Origin of the sequence: Billgrantia ethanolica, assembly GCF_021404305.1 — a bacterium.
Taxonomy (GTDB): Bacteria; Pseudomonadota; Gammaproteobacteria; order Pseudomonadales; family Halomonadaceae; genus Halomonas; species Halomonas ethanolica.
Map to the genome: position 1 here is coordinate 592,228 of NZ_JABFTX010000004.1, position 18,345 is coordinate 610,572.

Genomic DNA, 18,345 nt, shown 5'->3' on the forward strand with positions numbered 1-18,345 from the left:
CCGAAGTCGTCGCCGCTGTCTCGATAGCGAGCATCGGGCCGCGACCGTAACCCTGTATCGCCAGTTGGAGCCTGCATGATTGCACTGCGCCAGGTTGCCCTGCAACGCGGCACCCAGACCCTGCTCGAGGAAGCCGAACTGACCCTGCATGCCGGGCACAAGGCCGGTATCGTCGGCCCCAACGGGGCCGGCAAGTCCAGCCTGTTCGGGCTGCTGCTGGGCACGCTTGCCCCCGACCGCGGCGAAATCGAGATGAGCGGGGGCCAGCGCATCGCCCACATGGCCCAGGAGGTCGATGCCCTCGACCGGCCTATCGTCGACTACGTGCTCGACGGCGACCGCGAGCTGCGCCAGACCGAGGCCGCGCTCGAGGAGGCGCGTCGCCAGGGCGATGCCAACCGCGAGGCCGAGCTGCACGGTCACATCGAGGCACTGGATGGCTACCGCGCGCCGTCGCGGGCCGCTCAGCTGCTGATCGGGCTGGGCTTCGGCCAGGCCGATCTGAGCCGCCCGCTGTCGGCCTTCTCCGGCGGCTGGCGCATGCGCGCCAACCTGGCGCGCACCCTGTTCATGCCGTCGGATCTGCTGCTGCTCGACGAGCCCACCAACCACCTCGACCTCGATGCCCTGCTGTGGCTCGAGCAGTGGCTTATGCGCTACCCCGGCACCCTGCTGCTGATCTCCCACGACCGCGACTTCCTCGACGCGGTGTGCGACCACATCGTCCATTTCGACCGGCGCCGTCTGGTGCTCTACCGTGGCAACTACTCCACCTTCGAGCGGACTCGCGCCGAGAAGCTGGCCTTGCAGCAGGCCGAGGCGGCCAAGCAGCAGGCCCGGCGCGAGGAGATCGAGCGCTTCGTGGCGCGCTTCAAGGCCAAGGCGAGCAAGGCGCGCCAGGCCCAGAGCCGCATGAAGATGCTCGAGCGCATGGGCGACATCGCCGTGGCCCACGCCGACTCGCCGTTCCACTTCACCATTCCGTCATCGGACAAGACCTCGCATCCGCTGCTGGTGCTCGACCAGGCGCGGCTTGGCTACCGCGACGCCGCAGGCGAAGAAACGCTTCAGCTCGACGAGGTCAAGCTGACCATTCTGCCGGGGCAACGCATCGGCCTGCTGGGGCCCAACGGGGCCGGCAAGTCGACACTGATCAAGTCGCTGATCGGTGAGTTGCCGCTGTTGGCAGGCAAGCGCATACCGGGTGAGCATTTGGCAGTCGGCTACTTCGCCCAGCATCAGCTCGAGGGGCTCGACATGGCGGCCACGCCGTTCATGCACGTGCAGCGGCTTTCACCCACCGCCAGCGACCAGGCGATCCGCACCTTCCTCGGTGGCTTCGGTTTCCAGGGCGACGACGCCTTCGGCGAGGTGGGACGCTTCTCCGGCGGCGAGAAGGCGCGCCTGGCGTTGGCCCTGGTGGCCTGGCGCAAGCCCAACCTGCTGCTGCTCGACGAGCCCACCAACCACCTCGACCTAGAGATGCGCGAGGCGCTCACCGAGGCGCTGGCCGCTTTCGAGGGCACGGTGATCCTGGTTTCCCACGACCGTCACCTGCTGCGTGCCACCGTCGACGAGTTCTGGCGCGTGGCCGACCATCGCGTCGAGCCCTTCGACGGCGACCTGGAGGACTATCGTGCCTGGCTCAAGGCGCGGTTGGAGGGCGAGCGGCGCGAGGCGCGGGCCGACAAGGCCGAGCGCCAGGCGGAGAGTGCCGCGCCCAAGGAGGATCGCAAGGCGAGCCGCCGCGCCGCCGCCGAACTGCGCGAGAAGCTGCGGCCGCTGAAGAAGGCGCGCGACCGCGCCGAGCAGGCGCTGGAGAAGGCCCAGGCGGAGCTGGCCGCGGTGGAGGAAGCGCTGGGTGAGGCCGAGCTCTACACTGACCCGGCGCGCAAGGCCGAGCTCACCGAGCGGCTGGCCCGGCAGGGCGAACTCAAGTCACGGCTGGAGACGCTGGAAGCCGAGTGGCTGGTCGCCGAAGAGGCGCTCGAGGCGATGGAGGCGGAGCTGCTCGAAAGCGGGGCCTGACATGCCCGGAACAACGACATCACGATGCTGATGGCAGCTTACGCTAGCGGCGCCGGGGACAGGTCGAAGAGGAGGTCATTTGCCATGGATGGCAAATGTAGCGCCCAGGGATGGGTTCACAGCGCCTCCTCGTAGGCCTGTCCCCGGATCAGCCGCGGGATGCGGCCAGCATGGTGCCTTCAACTCTCCAGCAGAAAGGTCACCGGCCCGTCGTTGATCAGCTCGACCTGCATGTTGGCGGCGAACTCGCCGCTCTCGACCCGGGGCCAGGCCGCCCGGGCGCGGTCGAGCAGGTAGTGGAACAGCCGCTCACCGTCGGCCGGCGGTGCGGCGCTGGAGAAGCTCGGGCGCAGCCCCTTGCGGGTATCGGCGGCCAGGGTGAACTGGGAGACCAGCAGCAGCCCGCCTTCGACCTGCTGCAGGTCGAGGTTCATCTTGCCCGCCTCGTCGCTGAACACCCGGTAGCGCAGCAGCTTGTGCAGCAGGCGCTCGGCGGCGGCCTCGTCGTCGCCCTTCTCCACTCCCACCAGGGCCAGCAGGCCATGATCGATGGCGCCCACCGTTCGCTCATCCACCGTCACGCTGGCGCGTCGCACGCGCTGTATCAGGGCCTTCATGCAGCGAGTTTCCCTTTCAGACTCAAGTTGGCCGAAAGGGTATCACGCCCGGCAGAGGGTGTTACCAGGCGCGGCACAACATGATGTCGCAATGCGGCTCCGCCAGCAGCGCCTCGGTGATGGGGCTCTGACGCCCCAACTGGCCGCGGCTGCTCAGCGCCAGCAGGTCGGGCGGCTGGCGCCGCAGTCGGGTGACCAGCACCTCAAGCGGGTCGCCCTGTTCCAGCACCAGGTCGACGTCGGGCACGCTGTCGAGCTCGCCCATCAGCTGATCGGTCTCGCGTTCGAGCTGGCAGCGCAGGCGCTCCACCTCGCGGTCGCGCCAGCGGGCATAGTCGCTGTCGGAGCCCATCTCGCGCTCGCCGGGGATGTCCCAGGCGTGCAGAAGGGTCAGGTGACTTTCGGGGAAGCGCTTGAGCACCTCGCGCAGGGTGTTGCGGCTGGCCAGCGAGAAGTCCACCGGCAGCAGCACCTCCTGCCAGTCGCGGTTGGCCGGCTGGATCACCGACAGTACCGGGCAGGGTGCGCTGCGCAGCACGCGAGCCAGGGTGGTGCCGACGATCAGATCGTTCTGGCCGCGCTTGCGGTGGGAGCCGAGCACAATCATGTCCACTTCACGTTCGTGGGCTTCGCGGACGATTTCGGCATAGCTGGCGCCGGCCACGGTCTGCAGCATGACGCTGGGCTCCGGTAGGGCGTAGTCCTCGCGGATGTCCTTCATGATGGCCTGCATGTCGTCGACCACGGCGGCCTCGAGATCGTGCAGCACGCGGCGCGGTAGATAAGGGTCGAGAACGTGGATCACGTCCAGGCGTGCGCCGCTCTCGGTGGCCAGGCGAATGGCCCGGGCGAAGGCGGCACGGTTCTCGGCCGAAAGGTCGCAGGCGAACAGCAGGGTCTGGGTCATGGCGTCTCTCCGATGCGATGAGCCTGGCGAGGCAGACTTCAGCATGGGCGCCACTCGGCGAGGCTGCAAGGCCGTTTCGTTACCACCAGCGATGGAAGTGGTGCACCGGTCCGTGGCCCTGGCCCACCGTGAGCCGCCGGCTCTCGGTCAGCGCCGTCTCGAGCCACTGCTTGGCTGCGGCGATGGCGACGGGCAGCTCATCGCCCAGGGCGAGGCGGGCGGCGATGGCGGAAGAGAGCGAGCAGCCGGTGCCATGCAGGTTTGAGGTAGCGATGCGGGTGCCCTCGATCCAGCAGCTCTCGCCGGCCTCGATCAGCAGGTCGGGGCAGCTTTCGTCACGCAGGTGCCCCCCCTTGAGCAGCACGGTAGCGGCGCCCAGGCCGGCCAGCGCCGGCGCCATGGCCAGCATCTCATCGCGGCTGGCCGGCGCCGAGCGCCCCAGGAGCACTGCAGCCTCGGGCAGATTGGGGGTGATCAGGTCGGCCAGCGGCACCAGCACCTCGCGCACCGCGGCGATGCCCACGTCATCGACCAGGATGTCGCCGCTCTTGGCCACCATCACCGGGTCCAGAACGACCCAGCGCGGGCGCCTGGCCTCGAGTGCGTCGCGGATGGCCTCGGCCACCTCGCGGCTGGCAACCATGCCGATCTTCACCGCATCGATGGTCACGTCATCGAGCAGGGTTTCGAGCTGCAGACGAATGAACTCCACCGGTATCGGTTGCACGCCACGCACGCCAAGGGTGTTCTGGGCGGTCAGCGCGGTGATGACGCTGGTACCATAGGCGCCCAGCGCCGAGAAGCTCTTGAGATCGGCCTGAATGCCGGCGCCCCCGCTGGGATCGGAGCCGGCGATGGTGAGCGCATTGGGAATGGGGCGGTGGGTCGTCATGGCGTCCTCTCGCAAACAGAATGGCGTGTGTAGGGAGGCTGGATGCTGAGTCTTTTCGTGGTGGCGTTCGTCAGCGCCACCCTGTTGCCGGGTGGCTCCGAGGTATGGCTGGCGCGCCAGTGGTGCCTCGGCCAGCCGGTGCTGGCGCTGTGGCTGGTGGCCACCTCGGGCAATACCCTGGGCAGTCTGGTCAATGTCTGGATGGGACGCTATGCGCGCCGCTTCCAGGACCGGCGCTGGTTTCCCGCCTCGCCCCAGGGCCTGGCCCGGGCCGAGGGCTGGTATCACCGCTTCGGCGAGTGGAGCCTGCTGCTCTCCTGGGCGCCGGTGATCGGCGACCCGCTCACCGTGCTGGCCGGCATCTTCCGCCTGCCCTGGTGGCGGGCCATCCTGCTGATCACCGTGGCCAAGGGGACGCGCTACGCCGTGGTGCTCTACCTGGCCCAGGCGTGGCTGGCCCCGCTCTGCCAGTAACGTAAGACCAGGCCAGGCTCAAGACCAGGCCAGGTTCACCTCAACACCGAAGGCAGCCAGGTGGCCAGCCCCGGGAATAGCGCCAGCGCCCCCAGCATGCCCAGCTGCATCAGGATGAAGGGCACCACGCCGCGGTAGATCGCCGAGGTCGGCACCGACTCCGGCGTCACCCCACGCAGGTAGAACAGCGCGAAGCCGAACGGCGGCGTCAGGAACGAGGTCTGCAGGTTCACCGCGATCATGATGCCCAGCCAGATCGGGTCGAGGCCCATCATCAGCAGCACCGGGCCGACGATCGGCACCACCACGAAGGTGATCTCGATGAAGTCGAGAATGAAGCCAAGCAGGAAGATCACCAGCATCACCACCAGGGTAGCGCCCACCACGCCGCCGGGCAGCGCCTCGAACATCTCCTTGACCAGCTCCTCGCCGCCGTAGGCGCGGAACACCAGCGAGAACAGCGCCGCACCGATCAGGATCAGGAACACCATGCTGGTGACCTTGGTGGTGGTGAACACCACCTTGCGCAGCATGGGGATGTTCAAGCGGCGGTTGGCCAGCGCCAGCAGAAAGGCGCCGGTGGCACCCACTGCCGAGGCCTCGGTGGGGGTGGCGAAACCGCCGAGGATCGAGCCCAGCACGGCGACGATCAGCAGCACCGGGGGAATCAGCCCCTTGATCAGCAGCGGCAGGATGCTGCCGGTTTGGCCCAGCTCCTGTTTCAGCACGTCCCGATCGGCGGCCGGAGCGCTTTCCGGCTTCAGCCATGCGACGATCATCATGTAGAGGATATACGCCACCACCAGCAGCAGGCCGGGAATCAGGGCGCCGACGAACAGATCGCCCACCGAGACGGTCTTGGGGCTCCACACGCCCATGGCCAGCTGGGCGCGCTGATAGGCGTTGGAGAGCACGTCGCCGAGCAGCACCAGGGCGATGGAGGGCGGAATGATCTGGCCCAGGGTGCCGGTGGCGCAGATGCTGCCGGTGGCCAGCGCCGGCGAGTAGCCGCGCTTGAGCATGGTCGGCAGCGACAGCAGGCCCATGGTGACCACGGTGGCGCCGACGATGCCGGTGGAGGCGGCCAGCAGCATGCCCACCAGAATCACCGAGATGCCCAGCCCCCCGCGCAGGGTGCCGAACAGCAGCGCCATGGCGTCGAGCAGGGTCTCGGCCACGCGGGACTTCTCCAGCAGCACCCCCATCAACACGAACAGCGGCACCGCCAGCAGGGTCTGGTTGGTCATGATGCCGTAGAGGCGGTTGGGCATGGCGCCCATCATGCGCGCCTCGAAGGGTACCGGCACGCCCATCTGCAGCAGCAGATGGCCCAGACCGGCAAAGATCAGCGCAGTGCCGGCCAGCGCCAGGGCCACCGGATAGCCCAGCATCAGCACGGCGCAGACGGTGAAGAACAGGAACAGCGGCATGAATTCGAGCAGGGCTTCCACGTCAGACTACCTCGTCGTGGTCGGGAGTATTGCCCGGCGCCTTGCCGCGCAGGATCAGAATCTGACGCATCACCTGGGCCACGCCTTGCACCAGCAGCAGCGCCATCATCACCAGGATCAGCGTCTTGAGCAGGTAGACGCCTGGGATGCCGCCGTCGGGGGAGCGCTCGAGGATCGCCCAGCTGCTGCGCACGTAGCCGAAGCTCGACCAGGCGATGAACAGCACTACCGGGAACAGCAGGATCAGCGTGCCGCCGAGGTCGATCCAGGCACGGCCGCGGGCGGAGAGCTTGCGGTAGAAGATGTCGACGCGCACATGGCCGTCGTGACGCAGGGTCCAGGCGGCCCCCAGCATGAACACCATGGCGTGCATGTACATGACCGACTCCTGCATCACGATGCTATGGATGCTGAAGACGTAGCGCATCACCACGATGGCGAACTGTACCGCCATCATGATGATCACCAGCCAGGCGATGGAGCGGCCCACGACCTCGGTAAAGCCGTCGAGCCACGCGAGCAGGACCGGATCACGGTTCGCGGTAGGCATGGGTGGGTCTCGTGTCGAAGCGAATTCAGGGATCGCATCATCGCCGATTCCGCCGCGGGCGTCATCCCCGGTCCTCAACGCCCGGCCTCGTGTGATGCGGAACTAGCGGATCTGCTTCCTGTGCAGCGCCTCCAGCACTGCCTGGCAGGATGACGGCAGGGCGACGTCGACGGCAATCGGCAGGTGGTCGGAGAAGAGGTGATCCAGCACGCGCACGTCCCGCGCCTCCAGCGAATCGGAGAGCAGGATGTGGTCCAGTGCACGGCGCGGCTGCCAGGAGGGGTAGCTGAGCAGCGGACGCACGGGGTGCAGCGGCAGCGAGGCGCAGAAACGTGAATGCGAGTGCAACTGCTCCGGCGTGCAGTTGAGATCGCCCATCACCACCACGTGGCGCAGCGGCTGGATGATCTCGCTGAGATAGTCGAACTGGCGCATCCGCGCCCGGTGGCTCAGGGCCAGGTGGGCGACGAACAGGTGCAGGGCGTCCGGGCCGTCGCCGTAGCGGGCGTGGATGGCGCCGCGGCCCGGCAGCGTGCCGGGCAGGCGGTGCTCCTCGACCAGCGTCGGGGCGAGCCGCGACAGCAGACCGTTGCTGTGCTGGGCGAAGCGTCCCAGGTTGCGGTTGAGCTGTTGGTAATGGTGAGGAAAACCGCCGCGGGTGGCCAGGTACTCGACCTGGTTGACGTTGCTCGAGCGAAAACTGCCGCCGTCGACCTCCTGCAGGCCGACGATGTCGAAGCGGCTCAGCACGCTGCTGACCATGTCGAGCCGCCGCGCCCGATGCGGGTGCGGCAGCAGATGTTGCCAGCTACGGGTAAGGTAGTGATGATAGGCCGACGTCTGGATACCGACCTGCATGTTGAAGGTGAGCAGCTTGAGGTGCCCACCCTCGAGGGTCGGGGTCCTGGCCTGGGCCAGGTGCGAGTTCTCGGCAGTCACGGTCAGTCTTCGCGCTCCTGACGCACGCGCTCGAGCAGGGCATCGGCCACCTGCGGCATGTTCTCCAGGCTGCCGGCGCTGCTGGGGGTGACCAGATAGCGGCCGTCGATGATCAGCGCCGGAACGCCCATCAGGCGCATGCTGCGCATCCGCGCGTGGGCCTGGTTGACCTGTGATTTGACGCCGAAGGAGTCCAGCGCCTTACGAGCCTCTTCCTCACTGACGCCGTATTCGCTGAAGAAGGCGGCAATGCTGTCGGCATCGTTCAGCCGACGTCCCTCTTGATGAATGGCGTTGAAGATGTCGGCATGGGCCTCTTCGCGGATGCCTAGCTCCTCGGCGGCATAGAACACCACGGCGTGGGTGTTCCAGTCGCCGCCCATGGTGGCGGGCAGATGCTCGACGCTGACGTCGTCGTCCAGGGTCTCGTACCACGCCTTCACGCTGCTTTGCAGGTTGTAGCAGTGGGGGCAGCCGTACCAGAACGCTTCGACCACCTCGATCTGGCCCTCCTCGACGCGGGTCTCGACGGGCTCGGGCAGGCGCTCGTAGTGCTGGCCCTCGACCACATTGGCCGAGGCGAGCGATGCCAGACCGAGGCCGGCCACGGCAATCACGGCTGACTGAAGAAGGCGTAAAGGCTTGAACATGGATGAGCTCCTTGAGAGGCCGCAGGTTAGGGCGGCAATGTCAGCATAGCGAATTTGCTGCTCACTTTGAGGGCTGGAGTCGGTGACGGTTCCCCAGGAACCCTCTGTCGCTGCATACGGAGAAGGCGGCCGAAGCCGCCTTCCGCTGCCGGCTCGGGGCCGGCGTATGCCTGTCGGCAGCGATTCAGTGCAGACCGTAGATGTAGTTGGCCACGGCCTGCATGTCGGCATCGCTCATCTTGGCGGCGATGTCGGCCATCATGTTGTTCGGGTCGTTGGCCCGCTCGCCGCTGGCGAAGTCCTGCAGCGTCGACACGGTGTACGACGGGAACTGCCCGGAGAGCGCCGGGTAGACGGCAGTGTTGATGCCGGCGCCGGTGGGGCCGTGGCAGGCCGCACAGGCCGGGATGCCCTTGGTCATGTCGCCGGCACGGTAGAGTTCCTGGCCGCGCATCAGCGCTTCCTCGTCGGCGTCGGCCTGGCCGACATGGGCATCCTGCTCGGCATAGAAGGCGGCCACGTCCCAGGCATCTTCGTCGGAGAAGTCGTCGACCTGACCGGCCATCTCCGGCACCACGCGATTGCCGTCACGGATGTCCATGATCTGCTTGGCCGTGTAGGTCATGTTCTGACCGGCGAGATGCGGGAAGGAAGAAGCGGAGCTGATGCCGTTCTGACCGTGACAGGCGGCACAGGACTGTGCCAGCTCACGTCCGGCGGCAGGATCGGCGTCTGCTTCCAGGTCGGCGTGGGCGACGCCAACGGCGCCGATGGTAAATGCCAGGCTTGCCAGTAACTTTCTCATCGCTTTTTCACTATGCCGTTATGGGTTGTACCGGTACGCATCCTGGGAGCTGCCCGGGTCTCTCACGAGCCAGGCCGGGCTCATCCTGTCGAAGCGAGCGCCGCGAGCGTCGGTCGCTGCCGGCAAGAGCACGGTGGTACACTAGCGCGCCCAGGTCGCAGACAAAAGACACCGCATTATAACGAAACAAGCCGGCATCGGGAATGCAGGTCAAGAACCCGGCGCTGCCCCTGATGCCCATGTCGTAGGAAGTCGAGGTCATGTCCCGTTTGAACTACCAGAGCGCGCGTTTCCTGATCAGCGCCCCCACGCTTGCCAAGTGCCCGGTCGACGACGGTGCCGAAGTCGCCTTCGCCGGCCGCTCCAACGCCGGAAAATCTAGCGCGATCAACAGCTTGACCCGGCAGAAGGCGCTGGCGCGTACCTCGCGCACACCGGGACGCACCCAACTGATCAACTTCTTCTCGCTGGGCGAGGATACCAGCCGCCGGCTGGTCGATCTGCCCGGCTATGGTTATGCCAAGGTGCCGGAGGCGGTCAAGCTCGAGTGGCAACGCCACCTGGCCGAGTACCTGCGGGAGCGGCGCTCGCTGCGCGGCCTGGTGCTAGTGATGGACGTACGCCATCCGCTGACCGAGTTCGACCAGACCCTGCTGGGCTGGGCCGACGATCAGGACAAGCCGGTGCACATCCTGCTGACCAAGGCCGACAAGCTCAAGTCCGGCGCCGCCAAGAACGCCCTGCAGCAGGTGCGCAGCCGCCTGCGCGAGTGGGAGGATCTGGTGACGGTGCAGCTGTTCTCCTCGCTCAAGCGCGAGGGGGTAGACGAGGCGTGCGCCCGCCTGGACCAGTGGCTGACGGAGCCCACCGAGATTCAGGAATCGGGCAGCACCGGGGCCTCCTGACCCAGCCGGCGCAGCAGCGCAGGTAGCTCGCGTACGTGGTCGAGGCGATGCACGCCGGGCGGCAGGGGCAAGCTGTCCACCTGAGGTGAGATCCACACCGCCTGCATGCCTAGGCGCCTGGCCGGCTCGACGTCCTCACGCCAGGAGTCGCCCACGTGCATGGCGCGGGTCGGCGTCACACCCAAACGCCCCAGGGCCGCCAGGAACGGCCGCGGATCCGGCTTGGGGGCGAACATCTCACCGGCGGCAATGGCCACTGGAAAGTGCCGGCCCAGGGCCAGCCGCTGCACCGCCACGTTACCGTTGGTGATGCTGGCCAGGCGGTAGTGCCGGCTCAGCCCGACCAGCAGCGGCTCCACCTCGGGGTGCGGCTCGACCCGATGACGCAGCTCCATGAAGCGCTCCATGGCCGCTCCGGCCCACAGCCGGGCGGCGGCCGGGTCGAGGCCGAACTCCGCCAGCATCTCGCGCAGGGCTCGCTCGCGCAGCCAGGTGAAGTCGCCGCGGCGCAGCGGATGGGCGCGCGCCAGGGCGCGGCGGCGCTGCTCGAAGGCTTCCAGCGGGAAGCGCTCGGCGAACGAGGGCGAGCCCTGCTGTCCACGCATGCTCAGCCAGGCGCCGAGCTCGCGGTCGAGCCAGCCGTAGTGGCCGGTTTCGGTGGCCACCATCACGCCGTGGTTGTCCCACAGGGTGTCGTCGAGGTCGAAGGTGATGGCCTGGAGCGGCGTGGTTCGCAGCATGGTTCAGGTGCCCGGAGAGTCGTCGCGGCGCCGCCGCGCGCGGGGGTGCGCGGCGTCGTAGCTGGCCGCCAGGTGCTGCCAGTCGAGCTTGGTGTAGACCTGAGTGGTGGAGAGGTTGGCGTGACCCAGCAGCTCCTGCACCGCGCGCAGGTCCTGACTCGACTCCAGCAGATGACTGGCGAAGGAGTGGCGCAGCCGGTGCGGATGCAGGTGCTCGGGCAGGCCGCGCTGGCGGGCCACCTCGGCCAGGCGTTTCTGAATCGCCCGATGGCCGAGGCGGCTGCCGCCGCGGCCGACGAAAAGGGCCGTTTCGCCATCGCCGGCCAGGGTGCCGCGTACGGCCAGCCATGCTTCCAGGGCGCGTCGTGCGCTGCGGCCGACCGGCACCTGGCGCGGCTTGCTGCCCTTGCCCATGACCCGTACGCGGCGGCTGGTGGCGTCGCCCAGGTCGAGCCCGGCCAGCTCCGCCAGGCGCAGGCCGCTGGAGTAGAACAGCTCCAGCATCGCCTGGTCGCGCAGCGCCAGCGGCGAGCCGTCGTGTGGCGTATCGAGCAGCCGGGCGAGCTGGTCGGCATCCAGCGGCTTGGGCAGGTGGGCGCCCTGGCGGGGCGTCGGTACCAGCTCGGCGGGGTTGTGGCCGAGCACGCCGGCGTTGACCAGGAAAGCACCGAAGTGCGACACGGCGGCACGGCGGCGCGCCAGGCTGCGAGGGGCCAGGCCGCGGCTGCGCTCGGCGCCGAGAAAGCGACGCACCAGGCTCAGGTCCAGGTGCGCGGCGTCATGGATGTCGCGGGCCTCGAGAAATTCCGCCAGCGCTTCGAGGTCGCGGCGGTAGGCGCTCAGCGTGGCCGGACTGGCCTGCTGTGCCAACCGCTCGAGGCACGCGTCCAACTGATGGCGCAGCGCGCTATCAGCCATGGGCCGGGGGGCTGTCATGGACACTGGGCGCATGGCGCAGCAGCAGCCGGGCCAGCACGTCGCCCAGGTATTCGGTGAACAGGGTGTCCATGCTGGCGCGGAAATGGTCCGGGTCGGGGCTGGCCAGCACCAGGTAGCCCATCGGCTCGCCCAGGGTCAGCCGGGTCAGAGCGCAGGAGCCGGCCTGGCGCGGCGGTCTGACATGAGGCAACAGACGCCCCCAGTCGGTGGGGGTAAGCCGGGTGCAGCGGCTGGTGCGCCCGTCGAGCAGTGCGGCCAGGCGGACGCCGGCGTGTTCGTCGAGCACGTGGCGCGGCGGCTGCGGCGGCAGCGGCTCGTGGTTGGTGAGCTGAGCGGGGCACCACAGGGCCACGGCGGGGATCTGAAAACGCTCGGCCATCTGCGTGGCCAGCGCCTGGCCCAGGGCGTCGGCATCTTCGGCCTCCAGCAGTGCCAGCACCAGCTCGCGGGTGCGGCGATACTGCACCTCGTTGTGGCGCGCCGACTCCAGCAACTGCTCCAGCCGCCACTCGGCCTGCTCGGCGCGGCGGCGCAGGTCGTGAACCAGGCGCTCCAGCAGCGAGGTGGTGCCGTGGGCCTCCGGGTGGGGCACCTTGAGCTGCTGCAACAGCCCCTCGCGGCCGACGAAGAAGTCCGGATGGCGGGCCAGCCACTCGGCCACCCGGTCCGGATCGAGGGTCTTGCGCGGTTCGGGAACGGCTCGGGTCATGCAGTGACTCCTACGGTTCGGGGTGGGCCCGTTACATCAGGCCAGGGCGATACGCCCTTCGAAGACGCGTTCGGCCGGGCCGGTCATGAGCAGCGGCGCCTCGTCGCCGGACCACTCGATGCGCAGGTCGCCGCCGCGCAGATGGACCGTGACCGGGCTCTCCAGCAGACCCTGACGGATGCCGCTGGCCACCGCGGCACAGGCGCCGGTGCCGCAGGCCAGGGTCTCGCCGGTGCCGCGCTCGAATACCCGCAGGCGGATCTCGTGGGGAGACACCACCTGCATGAAGCCGGCGTTGACCCGGCGCGGGAAGCGTGGATGGCGCTCGATCAGCGGGCCGAGGCGTTCGACGGGGGCAGAGTCGACATCGTCGACGCGCAGCACGGCGTGGGGGTTGCCCATGGAAACGGCGCCGATCTCGTAGCGCTCGCCGTCGACCTCGAGGCTGTGCAGCGGGCGATCCTCGGTGGCATCGAAGGGCAGGTCCGAAGGCGCGAAACGCGGAGTGCCCATGTCTACCGTGACCTGGTCGTCGTCATTGACCACCAGCGTCAGCGGCCCGCCGGCGGTCTCCACGTGGATCTCGCGCTTGTGGGTCAGACGCTGATCGCGCACGAAGCGGGCGAAGCATCGCGCGCCGTTGCCGCAATTCTCCACCTCGCTGCCGTCGGCATTGAATATCCGGTAGCGGAAGTCCATGTCGGGGCTGCGCGGCGGCTCGACCACCAGCAGCTGGTCGAAGCCGATGCCGAAGCGGCGGTCGGCGAGCTGGCGAATCTGCTCGTCACGCAGCCGCGCCCGCTGGGTGATCAGGTCGATCACCATGAAGTCGTTGCCGAGGCCATGCATCTTGGTGAAGTGCAGCAGCATCAGCGCGTGTCTCCTTCACTTGCCGCGCTGCCATGGGGCAGCAGCGCCTCGCCGGCCCACAGCGATTCGACGCTCTCGCGCTGGCGCACCACGTGATAGGCGTCGCCATCCACCATGACTTCGGCGGGGCGCGGGCGGCTGTTGTAATTCGAGGCCATGACGAAACCGTAGGCGCCGGCGGAGCGCACCGCCAGCAGGTCGCCGGGGGCGATGGCCAGCTCGCGTTCCTTGCCGAGGAAGTCGCCGGTTTCGCACACCGGGCCGACCACGTCGTAGACGGCGCTCTCGCGCACGGGCCTGGTGTCCACCGGAATGATCGCCTGCCACGCCTGGTAGAGCGAGGGCCGGATCAGGTCGTTCATGCCGGCATCGACGATGGCGAAGTTCTTGGTCTCGCCGGGCTTGAGGAACTCGACCCGGGTCAGCAGCACGCCGGCATTGGCGGCGATCGAGCGGCCCGGCTCGAACAGCAGGGTCAGGTTCTCGCCGTGCTTCCACTGGGCCAGGCGCTCGAGCAGCGAGGCGGCATAGTCGAAGGGCTGGGGCGGACGCTCGCCGCGGTAGGGCACGCCGAGACCGCCGCCGAGATCGAGGTGCTCCACGCTGATGCCGCGCTCGTGCAGACGCTCGAGCAGCACCAGCAGTCGGCCCAGGGCGTCGAGGAAGGGCGCCAGCTCGGTGAGCTGCGAGCCGATGTGGCAGTCGATGCCGACGACCTTCAGTCCCGGCAGGCGGGTGGCCAGCTCGTACACTTCGAGCGCCTCGTCCACCGCGATGCCGAACTTGTTGTCCTTGAGCCCGGTGGAGATATAGGGGTGGGTACCGGCGTCTACATCGGGATTGACCCGCAGCGACACCGGCGCCACCTTGCCCAGCCGCTCGGCCACGGCGGACAGGCGCTCGAGCTCCGGGCGCGACTCGACGTTGAAGCACTTGATGCCTACCTCGAGGGCACGGGCCATCTCGTGCTCCTGCTTGGCCACGCCGGAGAACACCACCTTGGCCGGGTCGCCGCCGGCGGCCAGCACACGCTCCAGCTCGCCCAGCGAGACGATGTCGAAACCGGCGCCCAGGCGTGCCAGCAGGTTCAGCACCGCCAGGTTGGAGTTGGCCTTCACCGCGTAGCAGATCAGGTGAGGGTGGCTGCCCAGCGCCTCGGTGTAGGCCCGGTAGTGGCGGGTCAGGGTGGCACGAGAGTAGACGTAGCAGGGCGTGCCGATCTCGTCGGCCACCTGGGTCAGCGGGACCTCCTCGCCGTAGAGTACGCCGTCGCGGTATTCGAAGTGATCCATGTTGGTCCGTTAACTCTCGTCGTCGTTGGGAGAGGCAGCGCCCGTGCCGTAGCGTTCGGCGGCGGCCTCGTCGTCGGGCAGATAGAGCGGCCCGGTCTGGCCGCAGCCGGCCAGCAGCAGGCTGGCCGCCAGCGTCAGCGCGGCCAGGGCGAGACGGTTCATGGGTGGTTGCCTCGCAGGGCGGTCAGGGCCTCGCGGGCACGGCTCGCCGCGGCGCGCACCTGGTCCGGCGCGGTGCCACCAATATGGTTGCGCGCGGCCACCGAGCCCTCCAGGGTCAGCACCTCGAACACGTCGCTCTCGATCACGTCGGAGAATTGGCGCAGCTCGTCGAGGCTCATCTCGGAGAGGTCCCTCTTCTCGCGAATGCCGAAGGCCACGGACTGGCCGACGATCTCGTGGGCGTCGCGGAAGGCCACGCCGCGGCGCACCAGGTAGTCGGCCAGGTCGGTGGCGGTGGAGAAGCCGCGGCGGGCGGCCTCGTACATGCTCTCCTTGCGCGCTTCGATGGCCGGCACCATGTCGGCGAAGGCCTTGAGGCAGTCGCGCACCGTATCGAGGGTGTCGAACAGCGGCTCCTTGTCCTCCTGGTTGTCCTTGTTGTAGGCCAGCGGCTGCGACTTCATCAGCGTCAGCAGGCCCATCAGGTGGCCGTAGACGCGCCCGGTCTTGCCGCGCACCAGCTCGGGCACGTCGGGGTTCTTCTTCTGCGGCATGATCGAGCTGCCGGTGCAGAAGCGGTCGGGCAGGTCGATGAAGTCGAACTGGGCGCTGGTCCACAGCACCAGCTCCTCGCTCATGCGCGACAGGTGCATCAGCAAGATGCTGGCGAAGCTGGCGAACTCGATGGCGAAGTCACGATCGCTCACCGCGTCCAGCGAATTCTCGGCGGGGCGTTCGAAGCCCAGCAGCTCGGCGGTGACATGACGATCGATGGGGTAGGTGGTGCCGGCCAGCGCCGCGGCGCCCAGTGGCATCACGTTGACCCGCTTGCGGCAGTCGAGCAGGCGCTCGTGGTCGCGGGCGAGCATCTCCTGCCACGCCAGCAGGTGGTGGCCGAAGGTCACCGGCTGGGCGGTCTGCAGGTGGGTGAAGCCGGGCATGATGGTGTCGGCTTCGCGCTCGGCGAGTTCGATCAGCCCCTCGCGCAGGCGGCTGAGCTCGGCTTCCACCACGTCGATTTCGTCGCGCAGGAACAGGCGGATGTCGGTGGCCACCTGGTCGTTGCGCGAGCGGCCAGTGTGCAGCTTCTTGCCGGTGATGCCGATCTTGTCGGTCAGGCGCGCCTCGACGTTCATGTGCACATCTTCGAGCTTCACCGACCACTGGAACTCGCCGCGCTCGATCTCGCCGCGGATCTCAGTCAGTCCGGCGACGATGGCGTCGCGCTCGTCGTCGGTCAGCACGCCGACCCGGGCCAGCATGGTGGCGTGGGCGATGGAGCCCTGGATGTCCTGTAGCGCCAGGCGCTGGTCGAAACCGACCGAAGCGGTGAAACGTTCGACGAAGGCATCGGTGGGTTCGCTGAAGCGACCGCCCCAGGACTGGTTGGTGCCGGGGGTTGTGGGACTAGAGCTCATCGGCGTGGACATCCTGCGCGTTGCGTGCTGTGACGTTCATCGGGAAGCCGCCTGCGGCGGCGGCAGTCAGGTCTTGCAGTGTACCAGAGTCGGCGCGGCTGGCGAGGGGCGGCGGCCAAGCGCGGGGCGCTCGATTTTTCCTGCTTCGCTCGGTGCTTTATGATGAACGTCAATGACCGACTGCCGACCGTGACCGATAATGTTGCGGCAATCATCGTTGAGCAGGGCCGCCGGGGCCCGCTGCCTGGGGAGAACCACGTGCGATCCATCAACACGCTGCGCATTGCCACCCGCAAGAGTCTACTGGCCATGTGGCAGGCCGAACACGTTCGCGATCTGCTGATGGCCGAACACCCGGGGCTCGAGGTCGAGCTGGTGGCGCTCTCCACCCGCGGCGACAAGATCCTCGACACGCCGCTGGCGAAGATCGGCGGCAAGGGGCTGTTCGTCAAGGAGCTGGAAGAGGCGATTCTGGACGGCCGTGCCGACATCGCCGTGCACTCGATGAAGGACGTGCCGATGCACTTCCCCGAGGGCCTCGGCCTGTCGGTGATCTTCGCCGGCGCCGAACCCACCGATGCTTTCGTCTCCAACCACTATGGCTCGCTCGACGAGCTGCCCGAGGGGGCTCGCATCGGCACCTCCAGCCTGCGTCGCGGGCTGCAGATGCGCGAGCAGCGCCCCGATCTGGAGATCCTGACTCTGCGCGGCAATGTCCAGACCCGCCTGGCCAAGCTCGATGCCGGCGAGTTCGACGCCATCATCCTGGCGACCTCCGGTCTCAAGCGACTGGGGCTCGGCGAGCGTATCGCCCAGGAGCTGGCGCCGGAGGTGTGTCTGCCGGCCTGTGGCCAGGGCGCGCTGGGCATCGAGTGCCGTATCAACGACCCGGAGCTGATCGCGCTGCTGGCGCCGCTGGACGACCCCATCACCGCTACCCGGGTGCGCGCCGAGCGAGCCATGAACACCCGTCTCGAGGGCGGCTGCCAGGTGCCCATCGGCGGGTACGCCACCTTCGAGAACGACGGCCAGACGCTGTGGCTGAGGGCGCTGGTGGGCAACCCTGAGGGTACTCAGGTGCTGCGCGCCGAGGGGCGTGGGTCGATTCACGAGCCGGAGGCGCTGGGCGTTCGGGTGGCCGAAGAGCTGCTGGAGCAGGGCGCCGGCGAAATCCTGGCGCAGGTCTACGGCGCCTGAATGGCTGCCGAGCCCGCCGTCCTCATCTGCCGCCCGGGTGAGCGCGCCGCTGCGCTGAGGGCGGCCATCGAGGGCGTGGGCTACCCGGTGCTCAATCTTGAGGCGATGGCACTGGAAGCGTTGCCGGAAGACCCGGCGCTGCGCCAGGCCTGGCTAGACTTCGACCATTTCCATAAGGTGGTGGTGGTCAGCCCCTTCGCCGCGGAATGTCTCTACCAAGCCCTGGATCGCTACTGGCCGCAGCTGCCGCTGGGCACCCAGTGGTATGCGGTGGGGGCGGCCACCGCCGAGACGCTCCACGAGCGGCTCGGCGTGCGGGTCCACCTGCCCCCGGCCGCCGCCGGCGAGGATACCAGCGAGGCGCTGCTCGAACTCGCCTCGCTGCGCTCGCTGAACGATCAGCGCGTGCTGCTGGTGGCCGGCGAAGGGGGACGCACACTGCTGGCCGATACCCTGGCGGCACGCGGCGCCAAGGTCACACGGGTAGCGCTCTACCGCCGGCGGCTGCAGGCTCCCCCGCCGGAGCTGCAGGAGCGCCTGGCACGTGGCGAGTTTCGGGCGCTGGTGGTCAGCAGCGGCGAACTGCTCGAACATCTGGCAAGATGGTGTGCCAGGGCCACCTTCAACCAACCGCTAATCGTGTCCAGTCGCCGTTTGGCTACACTGGCCAGCAACTTGGGTTTTCGCACTCCCGTGGTGGCGGCGGGTGCCACGCCGGCGGCTCTCGCCAGTGCCGTGGCCGCAGCCTGTAACCAGGAGGATGCCGATGTCGATCAAGACGATCTCGAAAAGGGCTAGCG

General features: G+C 68.2%; 20 protein-coding genes. 5 read left to right on the top strand and 15 right to left on the bottom strand.

All coding sequences use genetic code 11. The features are described 5' to 3' along the window. Window positions 1-75 precede the first annotated feature (75 nt). Window positions 76-2,028 carry an ATP-binding cassette domain-containing protein gene (locus HOP53_RS19330; protein ID WP_234271502.1) on the top strand — a complete coding sequence of 651 codons (1,953 nt, stop codon included), beginning with the start codon at window positions 76-78 and terminating at the stop codon, window positions 2,026-2,028. 179 nt (window positions 2,029-2,207) lie between these two features. Here HOP53_RS19330 and dtd read toward each other — a convergent pair whose 3' ends face one another. The 3 genes from dtd to thiD form a co-directional block, all read right to left on the bottom strand. Then, the gene (dtd, locus tag HOP53_RS19335; RefSeq protein WP_234271503.1) at window positions 2,208-2,645 is read right to left on the bottom strand and encodes a D-aminoacyl-tRNA deacylase; all 438 of its coding nucleotides are present in this window, start codon (window positions 2,643-2,645) and stop codon (window positions 2,208-2,210) included. Between the two features lie 61 nt (window positions 2,646-2,706). Next, on the bottom strand, window positions 2,707-3,552 hold the full coding sequence (locus HOP53_RS19340; protein WP_234271504.1) for a universal stress protein: 846 nt from the start codon (window positions 3,550-3,552) through the stop codon (window positions 2,707-2,709). Between the two features lie 79 nt (window positions 3,553-3,631). Beyond that, window positions 3,632-4,444 (bottom strand): bifunctional hydroxymethylpyrimidine kinase/phosphomethylpyrimidine kinase, encoded by an 813-nt coding sequence (thiD, locus tag HOP53_RS19345; protein WP_234271505.1) that lies wholly within the window; start codon window positions 4,442-4,444, stop codon window positions 3,632-3,634. 42 nt (window positions 4,445-4,486) lie between these two features. Between thiD and HOP53_RS19350 the strand changes: the two genes are divergently transcribed. Beyond that, on the top strand, window positions 4,487-4,918 hold the full coding sequence (locus HOP53_RS19350; RefSeq protein ID WP_234271506.1) for a YqaA family protein: 432 nt from the start codon (window positions 4,487-4,489) through the stop codon (window positions 4,916-4,918). A 35-nt stretch (window positions 4,919-4,953) separates the two neighbouring features. Here the strand turns inward: HOP53_RS19350 and HOP53_RS19355 are convergent, their stop codons facing one another. The 5 genes from HOP53_RS19355 to HOP53_RS19375 form a co-directional block, all read right to left on the bottom strand. Continuing rightward, entirely contained in the window at window positions 4,954-6,360 is a 1,407-nt protein-coding gene (locus HOP53_RS19355; protein ID WP_234271591.1) for a TRAP transporter large permease, read from the bottom strand. A 10-nt stretch (window positions 6,361-6,370) separates the two neighbouring features. After that, a complete protein-coding gene (locus tag HOP53_RS19360; protein WP_234271507.1) occupies window positions 6,371-6,919 on the bottom strand; it encodes a TRAP transporter small permease subunit in 549 nt (182 codons plus the stop codon). Window positions 6,920-7,021: 102 nt separating this feature from the next. Next, window positions 7,022-7,777, bottom strand: a complete 756-nt coding sequence (locus tag HOP53_RS19365) for an endonuclease/exonuclease/phosphatase family protein (RefSeq protein ID WP_234271592.1) — start codon at window positions 7,775-7,777, stop codon at window positions 7,022-7,024. Window positions 7,778-7,860: 83 nt separating this feature from the next. Beyond that, window positions 7,861-8,508, bottom strand: a complete 648-nt coding sequence (locus HOP53_RS19370; RefSeq protein WP_234271508.1) for a thiol:disulfide interchange protein DsbA/DsbL — start codon at window positions 8,506-8,508, stop codon at window positions 7,861-7,863. A gap of 184 nt (window positions 8,509-8,692) precedes the next feature. Further along, complete coding sequence (locus HOP53_RS19375; protein ID WP_234271509.1) at window positions 8,693-9,313, bottom strand: c-type cytochrome; 621 nt, start codon at window positions 9,311-9,313, stop codon at window positions 8,693-8,695. 260 nt (window positions 9,314-9,573) lie between these two features. Between HOP53_RS19375 and yihA the strand changes: the two genes are divergently transcribed. Continuing rightward, a complete protein-coding gene (gene yihA / locus HOP53_RS19380; RefSeq protein ID WP_234271510.1) occupies window positions 9,574-10,218 on the top strand; it encodes a ribosome biogenesis GTP-binding protein YihA/YsxC in 645 nt (214 codons plus the stop codon). Here the strand turns inward: yihA and HOP53_RS19385 are convergent. Genes HOP53_RS19385 through argH form a run of 7 tightly spaced genes read right to left on the bottom strand, consistent with a single transcriptional unit; the run spans window position 10,188 to window position 16,348 of the window. Further along, complete coding sequence (locus HOP53_RS19385; protein WP_234271511.1) at window positions 10,188-10,958, bottom strand: HAD family hydrolase; 771 nt, start codon at window positions 10,956-10,958, stop codon at window positions 10,188-10,190. The genes yihA and HOP53_RS19385 overlap by 31 nt on opposite strands. 3 nt (window positions 10,959-10,961) lie before the next feature. Further along, on the bottom strand, window positions 10,962-11,876 hold the full coding sequence (locus HOP53_RS19390; RefSeq protein WP_234271512.1) for a tyrosine recombinase XerC: 915 nt from the start codon (window positions 11,874-11,876) through the stop codon (window positions 10,962-10,964). After that, a complete protein-coding gene (locus HOP53_RS19395; protein WP_234271513.1) occupies window positions 11,869-12,606 on the bottom strand; it encodes a DUF484 family protein in 738 nt (245 codons plus the stop codon). The genes HOP53_RS19390 and HOP53_RS19395 overlap by 8 nt, the downstream gene beginning before the upstream one ends. 36 nt (window positions 12,607-12,642) lie before the next feature. Beyond that, entirely contained in the window at window positions 12,643-13,476 is an 834-nt protein-coding gene (gene dapF, locus HOP53_RS19400; protein WP_234271514.1) for a diaminopimelate epimerase, read from the bottom strand. Further along, window positions 13,476-14,768, bottom strand: coding sequence for a diaminopimelate decarboxylase (lysA, locus tag HOP53_RS19405; protein WP_234271515.1), 1,293 nt, complete (start codon window positions 14,766-14,768; stop codon window positions 13,476-13,478). The genes dapF and lysA overlap by 1 nt, the downstream gene beginning before the upstream one ends. A gap of 9 nt (window positions 14,769-14,777) precedes the next feature. Further along, window positions 14,778-14,930 carry an LPS translocon maturation chaperone LptM gene (lptM, locus tag HOP53_RS19410; protein WP_234271516.1) on the bottom strand — a complete coding sequence of 51 codons (153 nt, stop codon included), beginning with the start codon at window positions 14,928-14,930 and terminating at the stop codon, window positions 14,778-14,780. Then, window positions 14,927-16,348, bottom strand: a complete 1,422-nt coding sequence (gene argH, locus HOP53_RS19415) for an argininosuccinate lyase (protein WP_234271517.1) — start codon at window positions 16,346-16,348, stop codon at window positions 14,927-14,929. The genes lptM and argH overlap by 4 nt, the downstream gene beginning before the upstream one ends. 258 nt (window positions 16,349-16,606) lie before the next feature. On the opposite strand from argH, the gene hemC reads away from it, so the two are divergent. Both hemC and HOP53_RS19425 read left to right on the top strand, forming a co-directional pair. Further along, window positions 16,607-17,545 (top strand): hydroxymethylbilane synthase, encoded by a 939-nt coding sequence (gene hemC, locus HOP53_RS19420; RefSeq protein ID WP_234271518.1) that lies wholly within the window; start codon window positions 16,607-16,609, stop codon window positions 17,543-17,545. After that, the gene (locus HOP53_RS19425; protein ID WP_234271519.1) at window positions 17,546-18,343 is read left to right on the top strand and encodes a uroporphyrinogen-III synthase; all 798 of its coding nucleotides are present in this window, start codon (window positions 17,546-17,548) and stop codon (window positions 18,341-18,343) included. It begins immediately after the preceding gene. Window positions 18,344-18,345 lie beyond the last annotated feature (2 nt).